Source organism: Pedobacter sp. ASV1-7, assembly GCF_040203335.1.
Taxonomy (GTDB): Bacteria; Bacteroidota; Bacteroidia; order Sphingobacteriales; family Sphingobacteriaceae; genus Pedobacter.
This window is the reverse complement of record NZ_JBEHBV010000010.1, coordinates 174,465-187,530: the sequence shown is the minus strand read 5'-3', so window position 1 is coordinate 187,530 and position 13,066 is coordinate 174,465. Positions and strand designations below refer to the sequence as shown.

General features: G+C 40.0%; 15 protein-coding genes. 9 read left to right on the top strand and 6 right to left on the bottom strand.

Features of this window, described 5'->3' with window-relative positions:
* Window positions 1–12: 12 nt before the first annotated feature.
* A complete protein-coding gene (locus ABDJ41_RS20760) occupies window positions 13–1,065 on the bottom strand; it encodes a restriction endonuclease (RefSeq protein ID WP_349788047.1) in 1,053 nt (350 codons plus the stop codon).
* Between the two features lie 257 nt (window positions 1,066–1,322).
* On the opposite strand from ABDJ41_RS20760, the gene ABDJ41_RS20755 reads away from it, so the two are divergent.
* Complete coding sequence (locus ABDJ41_RS20755) at window positions 1,323–2,717, top strand: ImmA/IrrE family metallo-endopeptidase (RefSeq protein ID WP_349788046.1); 1,395 nt, start codon at window positions 1,323–1,325, stop codon at window positions 2,715–2,717.
* Window positions 2,718–2,807: 90 nt separating this feature from the next.
* Here the strand turns inward: ABDJ41_RS20755 and ABDJ41_RS20750 are convergent, their stop codons facing one another.
* The 4 genes from ABDJ41_RS20750 to ABDJ41_RS20735 all read right to left on the bottom strand — a co-directional run bounded on the left by ABDJ41_RS20750 (window position 2,808) and on the right by ABDJ41_RS20735 (window position 5,428).
* Window positions 2,808–3,602, bottom strand: a complete 795-nt coding sequence (locus tag ABDJ41_RS20750) for a hypothetical protein (protein ID WP_349788045.1) — start codon at window positions 3,600–3,602, stop codon at window positions 2,808–2,810.
* Window positions 3,603–3,660: 58 nt separating this feature from the next.
* Entirely contained in the window at window positions 3,661–4,113 is a 453-nt protein-coding gene (locus ABDJ41_RS20745; RefSeq protein WP_349788044.1) for a helix-turn-helix domain-containing protein, read from the bottom strand.
* A 75-nt stretch (window positions 4,114–4,188) separates the two neighbouring features.
* Entirely contained in the window at window positions 4,189–4,635 is a 447-nt protein-coding gene (locus ABDJ41_RS20740) for a DUF1810 domain-containing protein (protein WP_349788043.1), read from the bottom strand.
* A 430-nt stretch (window positions 4,636–5,065) separates the two neighbouring features.
* Complete coding sequence (locus ABDJ41_RS20735; protein ID WP_349788042.1) at window positions 5,066–5,428, bottom strand: YtxH domain-containing protein; 363 nt, start codon at window positions 5,426–5,428, stop codon at window positions 5,066–5,068.
* Window positions 5,429–5,709: 281 nt separating this feature from the next.
* Here ABDJ41_RS20735 and ABDJ41_RS20730 point away from each other — a divergent pair, with 281 nt between their 5' ends.
* The 4 genes from ABDJ41_RS20730 (at window position 5,710) to ligD (ending at window position 10,488) form a co-directional block, all read left to right on the top strand.
* Window positions 5,710–6,105, top strand: a complete 396-nt coding sequence (locus ABDJ41_RS20730) for a TraR/DksA family transcriptional regulator (protein ID WP_349788040.1) — start codon at window positions 5,710–5,712, stop codon at window positions 6,103–6,105.
* A 213-nt stretch (window positions 6,106–6,318) separates the two neighbouring features.
* Window positions 6,319–6,750 carry a hypothetical protein gene (locus ABDJ41_RS20725; RefSeq protein ID WP_349788039.1) on the top strand — a complete coding sequence of 144 codons (432 nt, stop codon included), beginning with the start codon at window positions 6,319–6,321 and terminating at the stop codon, window positions 6,748–6,750.
* 282 nt (window positions 6,751–7,032) lie between these two features.
* The gene (locus ABDJ41_RS20720) at window positions 7,033–7,689 is read left to right on the top strand and encodes a DUF4142 domain-containing protein (RefSeq protein ID WP_349788038.1); all 657 of its coding nucleotides are present in this window, start codon (window positions 7,033–7,035) and stop codon (window positions 7,687–7,689) included.
* A 24-nt stretch (window positions 7,690–7,713) separates the two neighbouring features.
* Window positions 7,714–10,488 (top strand): DNA ligase D, encoded by a 2,775-nt coding sequence (ligD, locus tag ABDJ41_RS20715; RefSeq protein ID WP_349788037.1) that lies wholly within the window; start codon window positions 7,714–7,716, stop codon window positions 10,486–10,488.
* 35 nt (window positions 10,489–10,523) lie between these two features.
* Here ligD and ABDJ41_RS20710 read toward each other — a convergent pair whose 3' ends face one another.
* Window positions 10,524–11,609 (bottom strand): AI-2E family transporter, encoded by a 1,086-nt coding sequence (locus ABDJ41_RS20710; protein ID WP_349788036.1) that lies wholly within the window; start codon window positions 11,607–11,609, stop codon window positions 10,524–10,526.
* 162 nt (window positions 11,610–11,771) lie between these two features.
* On the opposite strand from ABDJ41_RS20710, the gene ABDJ41_RS23065 reads away from it, so the two are divergent.
* The 4 genes from ABDJ41_RS23065 to ABDJ41_RS20695 all read left to right on the top strand — a co-directional run bounded on the left by ABDJ41_RS23065 (window position 11,772) and on the right by ABDJ41_RS20695 (window position 12,786).
* Window positions 11,772–11,909, top strand: a complete 138-nt coding sequence (locus tag ABDJ41_RS23065) for a DUF3175 domain-containing protein (RefSeq protein WP_502930356.1) — start codon at window positions 11,772–11,774, stop codon at window positions 11,907–11,909.
* A 189-nt stretch (window positions 11,910–12,098) separates the two neighbouring features.
* Window positions 12,099–12,326: a hypothetical protein gene (locus tag ABDJ41_RS20705; protein ID WP_349788035.1), complete on the top strand. Its 228-nt coding sequence runs from the start codon at window positions 12,099–12,101 to the stop codon at window positions 12,324–12,326.
* Window positions 12,327–12,368: 42 nt separating this feature from the next.
* Window positions 12,369–12,548: a DUF6496 domain-containing protein gene (locus ABDJ41_RS20700; RefSeq protein WP_349788034.1), complete on the top strand. Its 180-nt coding sequence runs from the start codon at window positions 12,369–12,371 to the stop codon at window positions 12,546–12,548.
* Window positions 12,549–12,618: 70 nt separating this feature from the next.
* Complete coding sequence (locus ABDJ41_RS20695; RefSeq protein WP_349788033.1) at window positions 12,619–12,786, top strand: hypothetical protein; 168 nt, start codon at window positions 12,619–12,621, stop codon at window positions 12,784–12,786.
* Window positions 12,787–13,066: the final 280 nt, after the last annotated feature.

Here is a 13,066-nt window from a genome sequence, read left to right as displayed (position 1 = left end):
CTGTTGTATGATTTAAAATGTGGTTTGTTTGCTGCGATCAAATTCCCAGTCAATAGTTCCTTCATCCGGATAGCCATATGATTTGTAATAAACTTCCTCATAAGGGGTGTCATCTTCTCCATCAAATGTGCAGAATAAATGGGGTTCAGAAGTATATTGGTCTCCGTCAGGAATCAGGTTTTTGATGCCATGATAGGGTATGCGTCCGATCATTTTGGCGTCGATCAGTTTGAAGTCCGGGTGGTTCAATTTTAGGTGGCCAGGTTCATGTAATGGTTCCCAATATCCGTCTCTCCTCATAAGTACCTTGACGTAGTGACCAGTTGCGAGCCAAAGTTCAATGCCATTATAATACAGGTCATAAAAAGTTGCCCTAAACCAGCTGCTAATACCTCCTTCAGGCATGGGTGCCATATTAGGATATGTATTGTCATTCACATCCCTGATGTATACTTCGGCGCTGATGAACCTGCTTGCAGGATAATCTAAGATCGTTTGCCTGTTGGCAGGGTCTTTTATGAATTTGTGATCGATCAAGGACTTGTATACTTTGTCCTTCATTTTAATCCCTGCATTGATCTTTTGAATGTTGTTTTTTGTTTGCTGCTCTTTTGTGATCCCAAAAGCAAGCTCTAGTATTTTTGGATATTTGTATAGTATGGCTTCCAGATTGGATGCAGCCCAGATTTCAGGTCTGGAAATCCCGCTTTTCTCACAGTAGTCAATGATATAGTCATATTTAGCTTTGCTGACATCGCAAGCTACGATAATCAATATTCTGGCTGATTCCTGATAATTCAGGACAATTGTATCAATTACTTTCTTTAACTCTGCTTGCGTAATCCGGATGTACCTTTTGCATTGGATGAGCCAGTGCTGATCACCGCCTTCAACAGTTTGTATACCACGAATATCTACTCCGCCATCACTGCCTTCTCTGCCGATGTGAACCAGTTCTTTCCAGTTGTAGTGAGCGGATAGCAACTGAAAACAAATATCTTCAAATCTTTTTGGGTCTAGATCAGAAAAATGGAGTCTATTGGTGGTTTTGGTTGGTGTTAACATCGTTTTTAAAAAGGCATAAGTTAATTTATGAAGGTAGCAATTTTTATAATTTCCTAATCTACGGTTGATATAAAGTCAATGATTTTATCATCTGAATTCGTCCAACTAGAATCAGGTAACTTCTAACTTTACATCTCCTTTTTATTATTGGGTAACCTATTGCTAAAATATTTATCAATAGGGTGTGGATAAATAAAACGTTTGATATCAGTTTGTTGATTTTCATAATATTTATATTTACGAAAAATATTAGTAATATGAATACTGTACGCAAAGGTGATTTATTTGAGGCAAAAGTATCTGGTATCTTACAATCGGCAATAAATGAGGGCCGATTGGCGTTGAGTCCAGAATGTTGTCATTTGAGATCCAAAGTGCCTTACTTTTCCAATGATAGAAAAGCGGATATCATCTTTGATTTAAGTATTGAAGTAACTCCACCAGGAACTGATCAAATTCATATCCTTTACTTAATTGAATGTAAAAATTATAAGGGGCGGGTTCCTGTTAGTGATGTAGAAGAATTCATTTCAAAAATTCAGCAGGTGGCTGGACTTTATGTCAAGGGTGTGTTTGTGACAACTTCTGATCTTCAGGAAGGTGGCTATAATTTATTGAAAAGTAAAAATATGATGTGGATTAAGGTGGACCTGGATAATACCGACATAATGCTTTATAACAAGCGAAGAAACCAACCAGATCAGTCAGATTATGCAGTATTCTCATTATCGGAAGAATTACAGAAATTAAGAGAGATTAATGATTTATTCAGTGTAGACGATATCAATATTACTACTGCGGATTGGGATCTTATTATACAGCAGTTCATAAGTAGAGAGCTGAATGCAAAAGTAAATTGGGAACAGCCTGGTGATAAAACTGAAGGATTAGAGTTTTTATCTAAAAAGATTCTCACTGGTATTAGCGAACAGATATTGTCAGCATTTAATCCAAGTGTAGTTGCCAGGGGTAACCCTCTGCCATTGGAAGATTTTATGGCCTACGTGACTGAACATTACGGACTACAATTTGTAATAGATATGCCATTTGAGCAGGAAAAGTCTCATCTCAATGGCTATTATTTGCGAAAGGATAAGACAATTTTTATAAATCCTGAATTGCAAGGCTCCGGTCAATTTACTTTTGTTTGTGTACACGAAATTGCCCATTTCATCTTACATGAAAATCTAAAAATTTCACAAACCTTGTATAATGAGCAGGAGGATTCCAAATATGATTATGCGACAGGAAAGTATAAACTAAATAAAGAAAAGCACTGGATTGAATGGCAGGCAAACTATCTTGCTGCCTGTTTGATTATGCCAGAATATTCATTAATGTGGCAACTGATTAACTGGCAGGTAAATAGAGGTAATAGTAAACGTGGATATATTTGGGTAGATAATCAGCCTTGTAATATTCTAGATTTTAAGGTGGCCATGGTACAATTGGCGTTTATTTTTCAAGTGAGCACAAGTGTTTTAGAAATCCGGATGAGAGACTTAGGGATTATTAAATATCAAAACAAACGTCGTAGTACCCGTTCTATGTTTGGAGAAGGTAGATCAGTTAGGTCAATTGGAAATCTCATGAATTCTTGGATGGATAAGTATTTGGATAATGCCGATGATTTAGATGTTCAAGATTTATAAGATGCTTAAAACTTTCTTTTCACACCATTAACGGAATTTTATACCACTTTTTATTAGAAAAGCTACCTTAGTTCAGCACTGGTATTTTTTTTATTTCACTTTAAAGTTGAAAACAACTATACCTATCTGAGTATCAGGTACAGATTCTGATTGCGTTAAACGTGCTCCCATTACTGCATCTTTACATTTTTGCCATAATTCTCTATCATTTAAAGTAGTCCCTTTTACACCGGGTGTTGCATCTATTACAGTTCCACTTTTGTTAATCTTTATCCGTATTGCAATTTTTCCTGAATTTTGACCATCATCCTGTGGCATAACTAAGTTGGTGAATTTTCTTAACGCAATTGGTGTTTCTCCAAATCCAGAACCTCCTTCATTATTATGAATAGAAAGCAGATCGTCATTTTCATCCTGTTTTACATCTTTTATTAACAAATTGCCATTCTTATAAATGTGAAAAGTAAACAGTGATTTTGGGGCAATAGTCACAGCATAACCATAAGTTTTTCCAGAATATGTTTTAACTATGTCGCCTTGTTTGGTAACCTTTGATCCTGTAAAGGTTGGGTTGAGCGCAAGCAGTGATTTATTCAAAAAATCATAAGAGCTTTTACCGCATATAAAGAAAACCTCATTTTCATAATCGTTGAACCGTTTTATTACTATTGTAGAGTTATTATCGTCACCTCCAAATTCTAAAGTTATGATGTCATCTTGATTTTTTGATTTTTCAAGTTCCCAGCCTTTTAAGGAAATAATGTTATCAGTGACTTGATCCAATGGGGAAGTAACATATCCAATAAGGGTATTCAATGTGACCGATTGGGCATTAACGCTCATTATAGAGACGCTAAGAAAGATTGAGAGTAATATTCTTTTCATCGTTGATAACGTATTTAGATGTTAAATGTAAAAAAGATTTAGTTTTTTACCAGATATGTCATTTGGAAAGATAGAAGTAGAACATGGCTTTTACGATCTGGCTCATGGAACGTTTTCCTGTTACCCAGTCTGATATGCTTTCTCTGTCAATGCCGGTCTCAAAGGCGATTTGCTTGATGCGTACTCCTTTTTCCTGCATCTTTCTTTCCAGCCATGCGGGGTTTACAACGCTGGTTGGTGAGGGTAGGTAAGCGAGTGGATGAACTTTGATTTGAAACTCAGTGATTTTACTGAACACCTCCTGTGTTCTTTTGATTAGGGTGGCTTCAGTTGAGTATTTGCCGGATTTATTTTCACCCTGGGCAGTTTCTATTTCGATCAGATTGTCCTCAATGGCCAGTAAGGTGAAACTGATGTTGGATTGTGTGGTATGTCTGTCTGCTGCTTTGTTTAGCTGGTCGATTTGTTCGCTTGAAAGTGCTGTGTTTAATTTTTCTATTCCTGTGATCATGCGCGTATTTGATGTTTTATTGTAGCAATAGCTGGCGTTTATCAAGTGTCTTTTTGTATTTAGACTGTTGGATGGTTACTGCCCATATGCTTGCAGACCGAGTATCCGCTGGGTTTTTTGATCATGCTCGCCATTGAAAAACTGATCAATAGCTTGTTGGAATACCGGATCTGCGTGTGGTACTGCAGCAAACAAGGTCATACTTGAGCGCAACTTGAGCTCATCTGGAGAACCAAATATTTCATAGGCGGTTTTATCCGTGTGATTGAGTAATTCTTTGGTGACTTTTATCAGTCTTGGTCCGAGCAGGGGATGAAGGTAATACTGGGTTGCTTCCTTCAGGTCCTTTATGTCGTAGTATTTGGCCGTATCTGAAAAACCCAGTCCCTGGATTTGGGGAAATATGTACCACATCCAGTGTGTTTGTTTTTTGCCATAGCTGATTTCAGTTAAGGCAATTTCGAAATCTCTTTCCTGGGCTAAAACAAATCTGTCCAGGCCGGGTGTATTTATTGTGATCATAGGTGGGTTTTATACTAATTTTAAATCCATAACCATTTTAGATGAATTTGGTTTTTAAAGACCGGAGAAATAATTAAAAATACGGTTGCAGTATGGCTGCCAGCATCGTGTGCTGGGTATTATTACACTTATTTGATCTGTGGATTGTGATTGTTGCACCATTGAAAATTACCCGGTCAGCAACATTTTAGACAATCAGGCTAATCATTCCATAATCGGGTGAACCTGCATCAGGGTGGTCAAAGTTTTAAAATGAAGGTGCATCAGCAAGGGATGCTTGATGCACCGTTTTCCTCCGGATAACTATAGTTAGTTCCCCACACAACTGCAATATACAGAACTGCCGGAAGGATAACTTCTGATTTGTGAATCAATATATGTTGGTAAAGCTAATTTATCTTTTTGCTGATAAGGACATAGCTGACTATTTTTAGCTTTGAGATTCATTAGCGTTTTGATGTGCTTGCTGTATAAATTCCCCGATGTCGGATTTAGGCTTTTTAGCGGGAGTATTTTCATCAGTAATGTTATCCTCATCGGCACTGGATTCATCCAGGGGAGCTTTTTCATTGCTAAATTTGCTTTTTAACTCCTCTGCTAATTCCATGACTGTGCCACATAGGCGGCGTCCTCCCTGGGTGATTCCTTCCCGAAGTTCGGTTCCTTTTTTGGGTGCGAAAAGTACGGAAAGTGCGGCGCCAATTGCAATTCCACCAATTAAAGCAACGCCAACCATGACTGAATTGTCATTTCTACCGGACATAATCTTATTAAATTGTTTTCTGTAATTCATAAGCTTGTGTTTTTCTTTTTAACATCCTTGTTTTTAAATTGTTTTCAAGGCAGGGATTTTTGGTTAGCAGGAAAAGGAGGCTGAATGATTTTTGTTGAGAATTAAAATCATCCTCAGCACTGGTGTGGGAGTGGTTTTCCTTGACTTGTGCTGGAGAAATGTTTTTAAAAATGAAATCCTGCGATATGATTTCAAACAAAATGTATTTAAACTTGGTTTAGGGAATATAAAAGTGGAGGGATGTCTGATCCCTTGATGACGACAACTTATTGTTTTTAATCATGGAAGCTGGCTCAAATGCATTGTTTACCCGATATTCAGATAAGGATTTGGAAGAATTCAAATCTTTGATCCTTTCGAAAATTGAAATTGCCAGAGGTGAACTGGAAACACTTTCCAGCTCTTTGGGTACTACCAACCCTAATGGGACGGATGATACAGGAAGCGCTTACAGTCAATTAGAAGATGGATCGGCTACGTTAGAAAAAGAGTCTGTTCATCAATTGGCAGCACGTCAGAGAAAATTTATTGAGCAGTTAGAAGCGGCTTTGGTGCGGATCGCCAATAAAACTTATGGGATTTGCCGGGAGACTGGTCAGTTGATTGCTAAAGAACGTTTAATGGCTGTACCGCACACAACCTTAAGCATTCAGGCTAAGTTGAGACAATCCCAATAAACAGCAGGCTTGCTTCTTCACCGTAAGGAGTATAATTTGATTACAGGTTGTTGTACTTTTTATCAGCGGATTCTTTCAGGTGAAATTAAAGATGTATAAAGATGCCTTGAATGCATTTCGGTGATTTTATGGTGTTCTTTTACTGGGAATAGCCACTGAAAAGAAAAAAACAATTCAGCTGTGCAGGGCGTTATATGGATAAAATTTGTGCGTATGGAAACTAGTGGAAAAAATAAATCAGCAGGCGAGTCCGCAAAAGATAAGCTGCACGATGCTGAGTTAGGGGAAACTAAAGATTTTGATGATCTTTCCTTTAATGAAGAGCGGAATACTTTTGAAGTAGATGTTAAAGCTGAAGATACGGTGTATGACCATCCGCTTCCCTATGAGACTGCTTCGGATAATGGATCAGATGCTGATTCAGATTATGACGAGGCAAACCCTTTTGTGGGCGATGAGTATTCCGGTAAGACTGAGCCCCTGGAGGAAAGACTGAACGAATTCGGGATGCACATTGACCAGGGGGAGAGTGTTGAGCTTAGCCCTGAGGATGAATTATTGGCCCGAACTCCTGAAGATGAGCGGGCTGACCTTGATGAAGAGGGCTATACTGTAAATGATACTACTGATGATCCTGAACGTTGAGGTTTTAATTGAAGTTTAGTTGTTGCAGCCAGGGTTGCATTGAACCGTACTTACTTCACTGGTTATCAATTATTGATCATTACGCTCAGTTAGCCTTCTGGTAGTATGTTTATAGCTGGTTCTTGGTGTCATTTGGACGATCTCATCAATTGCAGGCGAGCCTCTGGCTGACTTCATTTTTCGGCTGATAGGTTTTGTGATCCTGGGTTTAAGACCCAATCATCCCGCCTGATGGCATGGAATTGAAACAGTTAAATATTAATCATTTAAAAACATCGAATTATGAAAAATCATTGGAAATGTGTATTGATTATTTGTCTGATTGCCGGGCTGCAGGCTTGCAATAATGCCGAGCGGAATGGCCGGGATGAGACTGCAAAGGAGATGGTTGATTCTTTGAGTGATACTTCGCGCAGGGCGCAGGCTTTGACTGCTGATATTGATTTGAATGGTGACGGTAAGGTTTTTATCTTAAGTGCAGCAAATGGTGGTATGATGGAGGTTGAGGCTGCAGGTATAGCCATTAAACGAACTAAGAATAAATTGGTGAAGGATTTTGCGGAGCGAATGTTGAAAGATCATCTTGTCGCTAATGCGGAACTGAAAGCGATTGCGGATGCTAAAGGACTTGGCCTGGGTACTTCCTTACCTGATGAACTGGCTGCTCATCTGGATAAACTCAATGGCCTGGAAGAGCGGGCTTTTGATTTACAGTATACGCGCATGATGATTAATGATCATCAAAAGACGGTTGAATTATTTACATCTGGGACCCGTCTTGAGGATGCTGGATTGAGAGCTTTTGCTGTCAAAACGCTTCCGGTTATCCAGGGGCATTATAAAAGTGCTATGGCTATTGGAAAAAAACTCAACATTACCAATGCTAATAACGGTGATGATGTTTTGGGAATTAGTCCTGCCAAAGTGGAAGATAAATAAGGTTAACATTCTATCTGTTTGCTCATGGGTCTTAAGGAATACAATAAAAAGCGTGATTTTAGCAAAACGGCTGAACCAAAGGCTGGGAAACCTAAAGCAGAAGGTAAATTGCAGTTCGTGATTCAAAAACATGATGCTTCGCGGTTACATTATGATTTTCGGCTGGAAATGGAGGGGGTGTTGAAGAGCTGGGCAGTACCTAAAGGTCCTTCGACCGATCCTAAAACTAAACGTCTGGCGATGATGGTCGAGGATCATCCATTTGATTATAAAAGTTTTGAAGGGATCATTCCTAAAGGGGAGTATGGTGGGGGGACGGTAATTGTCTGGGATGAAGGTACCTATGAGCCCATCGAGAAAATCCGGGGAAAAAAGGCTCAGGAAAAGCATTTGCTGGCGCAGCTGAAGGCGGGTTCATTAAAAATAGTATTGCATGGCCGCAAGCTCAAAGGGGAATATGCATTGGTCAAAACCCATGGCATGGGAGAGAATGGCTGGCTGCTGATTAAGCATAAGGATGATTATGCTGATGCAGGTGACATTACCAAAAAGGACAAATCTGTGCTTTCCCGGAAGACCATTGAACAGATGGAAAAAAGCAGTGACAAAGTCTGGCAGAATGGCCATGAGCAAAAACTGGAAAAGACCGGAAAAGGCAAAAAAAAGACTGCAGAAAAAGTGGTGGCAGCTAATTTTCAGGATAAAAGTGATGAGCCTGATGATGAGGCTAAACCCTATGCTCGGGTGGATCTGAGTCCAGAGCTGAAAAAATTACTTAAAAAAGGAACAAAATCAAAGATCCCAATTGGAATGAAGCCCATGTTGGCTACTTTGGTTGATGAACCCTTTGACGACCCGGAGTGGATTTACGAGGTGAAGTGGGATGGTTACCGTGCATTGGGTTTCAGTCTGAAAAACGGTGATGTGCAGTTGTTATCCAGGAATAATAAACAGTTTAATGAGAAATTCTATCCCATATTTGAGCTGATGCAAAGCTGGAAGATGGATATGGTGGTAGATGGGGAAATCCTGGTCATTAATGATAAAGGAATTTCTGATTTTGGTGATTTGCAGAACTGGAGAAGTGAAGCGGACGGGGAGCTGGTTTATTATGTATTTGATTTAATCTGGTATCAGGGTAAGGATCTGACAGAACTCCCGCTTTCTGAGCGTCAGGCGATTTTGGCTGAGGTTTTACCTCAGGATGATGACAGGATAAGGTTAAGTAAAGTCTTTAAGGCTAAAGGGACCGAGTTTTTCCAGGCGGCAACTAAAATGGGGCTGGAAGGCATTATTGCGAAAAAGTCAGATAGTTTATATTCAAAAAATAATCGCTCTTCAGACTGGCTGAAGATAAAGGTACATATGCGTCAGGAAGTGGTCATTGCTGGTTTTACCAAAAATGAAGGTACTTCTAAGCGGTTTAGTTCCTTGCTTCTGGGCGTTTATGAACAGGGACATTTGCAGTATGTAGGTAAGGTGGGAACAGGATTTAATGATCAGGATCAGAAAGAAATGATGGCGCAGTTTCAACCGCTGATCGTGGGCAAAAGTCCTTTTTCAGCGGTTCCGGATGTGAACAAGCCTTCGCGCTTTCGTCCCAATCCTCCAAAAGCGAAAGCGACCTGGCTGAAACCTGAATTGGTTTGTGAAGTGGAGTTTACTGAGGTAACTTCTGATGGTGTGTTCCGTCATCCTTCTTTTCAGGGCATGCGGGTAGATAAAAAAGCGAAAGAGGTGATCAGGGAAGCGGCGGTAGAAACTAAAGCGATTGTTGAGGCCGAGCTTCCCGATCAGCAGAAAACTGAGCCGGTAAATAAAGATCAGCATGCTTCAGCGATCCGGCCACCGAAGTCTACCTCGCGTAAGACTTTACTTAATCCTAAAGATGAAACCCAGGTACGTAAAGTAAACGGACATGAGTTGAAGTTTACTCATCTGAGTAAACTGTACTGGCCGGAGGATAAGGTAAGCAAACGTGATATGTTTAATTATTATTACCAGGTGGCAGATTATATTTTGCCTTACCTGAAAGACCGGCCGATGTCGCTGAACCGGTTCCCTGGGGGAATACATGCTAAGAGTTTTTATCAGAAGGATGTCAAGGGAAAGGCTCCGGACTGGGCCGATACTTTTCCTTATACTACTAGTGAAGGTGAACATAAAGAATATCTTTTGGGTAATGATGAAGCGGCTTTGTTATGGATGGCCTCATTGGGTTGCATTGAGATGAACCCCTGGTTTTCCAGGAGCCAGTCACCGGATAACCCGGATTATTGTGTGATTGACCTTGATCCGGATAAGAACACCTTTGACCAGGTGATTCAGGTGGCTCAGAAGGTGAAGGAGGTATTGGATCAGATGGAGGTGCCTTGTTTTGTGAAGACTTCGGGCTCAACCGGGATGCATATATATGTTCCCATGGGAGCTAAGTATAGTTATGATCAGTCGCAGATGTTTGCCAGGATCATTGTGAATCTGGTTCATCAGCAGGTGCCGGAGTTTACCAGCCTGGAGAGAATGATTGATAACCGCAAAGGGAAGATGTACCTGGATTTTTTGCAGAACAGGCCGGGGGCAACCATTGCGGGGCCATATTCCTTAAGACCTAAGCCTGGTGCTACCGTATCTATGCCACTGGACTGGGATGAAGTGAAGCCTGGAATGACTATGAAGGATTTTACGATATTTAATGCCTTGGACCGCCTGAAAGAGACAGGTGATCTTTTTAAAGGTGTGCTTGGTAAGGGCATTGATCTTAGCCGGGCGATCCAGAAAGCCAAGGATGTATTTGGATAAGCAGAAGGTAACTGTTGTGATGAAAATATAGGGTGTTAAGCGTCTAGAATCCGTTCAATGCGCTCATCCATCTGGGGATCGTGGTCAAACTTTTTGAGATAAAATTCTTCATAGTAAGCCTTTATAATTGCTGCCATTGGAGTGGCAAGCAGTGCACCCATTAATCCGAAAGCAGCTGCCATGGCTAACAATAGGAATAATAAGGATACTGGATGAATATTCATTGTTGCAGATCTGAGTTTTGGCATGAGCAGATCAGCTACCAGCTCGTTCATCGCCAGGAAGAAAATAAGGCACCAGAGTGCTGTTGCCGGGCTTACTGATAAGGCAACCAGTGTTGGTGGTATGGCCATGATATAAAAGCCGATTTTAGGAATGAGTTCTGAGAAAAAGGCCATTGCAGCCCATACGAGTGCTCCAGGTACTTTTAAAATGGAAAGGAATATAAAAACTAATATGGCCTGGATGATTCCACCTATTAGATTCGACTTCATCCAACCTCCGAGCATGATAGAGGTGTTTTGCAAGGCCTTCTCTGCTTTAGTTCTTTGATTTGGTTCGAATACAGATAAATAGAGTTCAATTATTGGTTTTGGGTTGCCTACAAAAAAAACAATCATAGAAATGAACACGATAAATAGAAAAAGCCCTCCCAGCACACTAAATGAAAAGTTTCCCAGACTGATTACAGTTTTGTCCAGCGCAGGCATAACGGTTGAAAGTGAAAATCCCTCTGCCTGAAGTTCTTTACCTAGCTCGGGGTATTTCTGTAAGATTTTATTAAGGTAGGAAGAAACACTGTTCAAATAGCCGGGAAGATTGCCAATAAGGGCATCGATTTGTGTACTGATGTGGGGGACAACAAGGGTCAATAGCAAAGTGATCACAATAAATATACTTCCAAGTATTAAAGTTGCTGCCTGCCATCGTTTCATACCCTTTCTTTCCAGCTTTCCTACGGGCTGATTGATGATCAGGGCAAGCACGATGGCAAATAAGGATAGAATCAATATGCTGATTATCTTGTATAAAAACCACAATAAAATGACCAGTCCAAATGTGTAAAGCACCACTGAGGTGATTAGACGATAAATGCTGTGGTTGTATTTTTCTCGCTGCATAAATAGGTTAGATGTAGATGATTCCTTTTATTGCAACAACCTTTCAAAAAGATTGTTTTTTAGGATACCGTCTGAGCGATTATTTCTTCAGGACAACCCGAAAAAACTGCTTTTTGTTGATGATTACCTTCTGATCATGAATGCTATTCAGGAACAAGGTGCCTGCTTGTTTTTCTTGCAGGATCGCTAAGGAAGTCTGCAAAAAGCAGTAAGTGCAGAAAATTTGATCCATATCGCCCGGCAATGTCAATGCTGACTTTTTATATTAACCGGGCCGGTAAAAATTTGTCTGAGGAATAAAAAAGGCGTTGGAGCGTTCAAAGAAAGAATTCATGACTGCTTTTGGCAGACCACTAAAGTGGAAATCCTGATAGTGAGTTTTGTCTTTTAACTCATTGATATCAGGTGTTTTATGTTTTTTCACAAAAGGTAAACTATTGTGTTTATCGGTTGTTTATAAACCGGTAACAAACTTAAAATCATAATGTTATGAAAAAGATGATGATTACATTATTGCTGGCTATGTTTTGCTGGTCAGCATTCGGTTGGCAAGTTCCTCCGCAGGATACCACAAAAAAACGTCAGGATAGTTCGAAAAAACATCCGGTAAAGTCAAAAATGTCTAAGAAGAAAAATCCTTGGAAAGACAGTACTAGGAAAGACACCATTAAACGCAAAAAAATGGACACAGCTGTAAAGATTCCACCAGTATTTTAATGGATGGGCTTTTATTTACTGATTAATCAACAGTGTATAATTATGGCAAAATATTCGGAAAAAGCTGGCGAAAAGGTTGAAAAAGCCATGCATGAGAAGAAAAAGGGGACCTTAAAAACCGGAACAGGTAAGAAGGTTACTTCTAAAAAGCAAGCGATTGCAATTGGCCTGTCTGAGGCCCGAAAAGAAGGGGCTAAAGTCCCGAAGAAAAAATCTTCATAAAGTTTTACCAACTAAATAAATGAAAATGCAAAAGATAATTGTTGTCCTGGCATTCTTAATTTTTATAAGTATGACCAGCTGTAATTCAGACAGCGCAAGGGAAAGCGCTGCTGATTCATTAGTTACAGATACATCTTTCATGGATACAGTGGATGTGGATTCAGTGAATCAAGTTGATAGTGCAGTCAGAAGTAATACCATGGCCGATACAGCGGCATCGGTTCTGCCAGTACCTTAAATCTAATTTCAATTTTATTTTTGGAAAGTGGCGGCGGTAATCTTTGATGCTGCCGCTGTTTTTACCGTCAGGTTTGGTGCGCTGGATTCATTTGCACAGTAAAATGAAAACCCATCCGAGTGACCCTTGGCTGGAATAGGTTGACTACCTTCGGTACCTCTTTTCAGGGGTGCCGTTTTTTCACAACTTGAAACAGTTGCTTGGGTTGAGATTTAAGCAAATGTATCAGCACTGCCCTGTCTAACGGACATCTATTTTTTTTAAGTGGTTTTATTTTTAG

Bases quoted from the DNA above. Each gene is read 5' to 3' on its own strand.
- ABDJ41_RS20760 (WP_349788047.1), bottom strand. From the start codon at position 1,065: ATGTTAACACCAACCAAAACCACCAATAGACTCCATTTTTCTGATCTA.
- ABDJ41_RS20755 (WP_349788046.1), top strand. From the start codon at position 1,323: ATGAATACTGTACGCAAAGGTGATTTATTTGAGGCAAAAGTATCTGGT.
- ABDJ41_RS20750 (WP_349788045.1), bottom strand. From the start codon at position 3,602: ATGAAAAGAATATTACTCTCAATCTTTCTTAGCGTCTCTATAATGAGC.
- ABDJ41_RS20745 (WP_349788044.1), bottom strand. From the start codon at position 4,113: ATGATCACAGGAATAGAAAAATTAAACACAGCACTTTCAAGCGAACAA.
- ABDJ41_RS20740 (WP_349788043.1), bottom strand. From the start codon at position 4,635: ATGATCACAATAAATACACCCGGCCTGGACAGATTTGTTTTAGCCCAG.
- ABDJ41_RS20735 (WP_349788042.1), bottom strand. From the start codon at position 5,428: ATGAATTACAGAAAACAATTTAATAAGATTATGTCCGGTAGAAATGAC.
- ABDJ41_RS20730 (WP_349788040.1), top strand. From the start codon at position 5,710: ATGGAAGCTGGCTCAAATGCATTGTTTACCCGATATTCAGATAAGGAT.
- ABDJ41_RS20725 (WP_349788039.1), top strand. From the start codon at position 6,319: ATGGAAACTAGTGGAAAAAATAAATCAGCAGGCGAGTCCGCAAAAGAT.
- ABDJ41_RS20720 (WP_349788038.1), top strand. From the start codon at position 7,033: ATGAAAAATCATTGGAAATGTGTATTGATTATTTGTCTGATTGCCGGG.
- ligD (WP_349788037.1), top strand. From the start codon at position 7,714: ATGGGTCTTAAGGAATACAATAAAAAGCGTGATTTTAGCAAAACGGCT.
- ABDJ41_RS20710 (WP_349788036.1), bottom strand. From the start codon at position 11,609: ATGCAGCGAGAAAAATACAACCACAGCATTTATCGTCTAATCACCTCA.
- ABDJ41_RS20705 (WP_349788035.1), top strand. From the start codon at position 12,099: ATGAAAAAGATGATGATTACATTATTGCTGGCTATGTTTTGCTGGTCA.
- ABDJ41_RS20700 (WP_349788034.1), top strand. From the start codon at position 12,369: ATGGCAAAATATTCGGAAAAAGCTGGCGAAAAGGTTGAAAAAGCCATG.
- ABDJ41_RS20695 (WP_349788033.1), top strand. From the start codon at position 12,619: ATGACCAGCTGTAATTCAGACAGCGCAAGGGAAAGCGCTGCTGATTCA.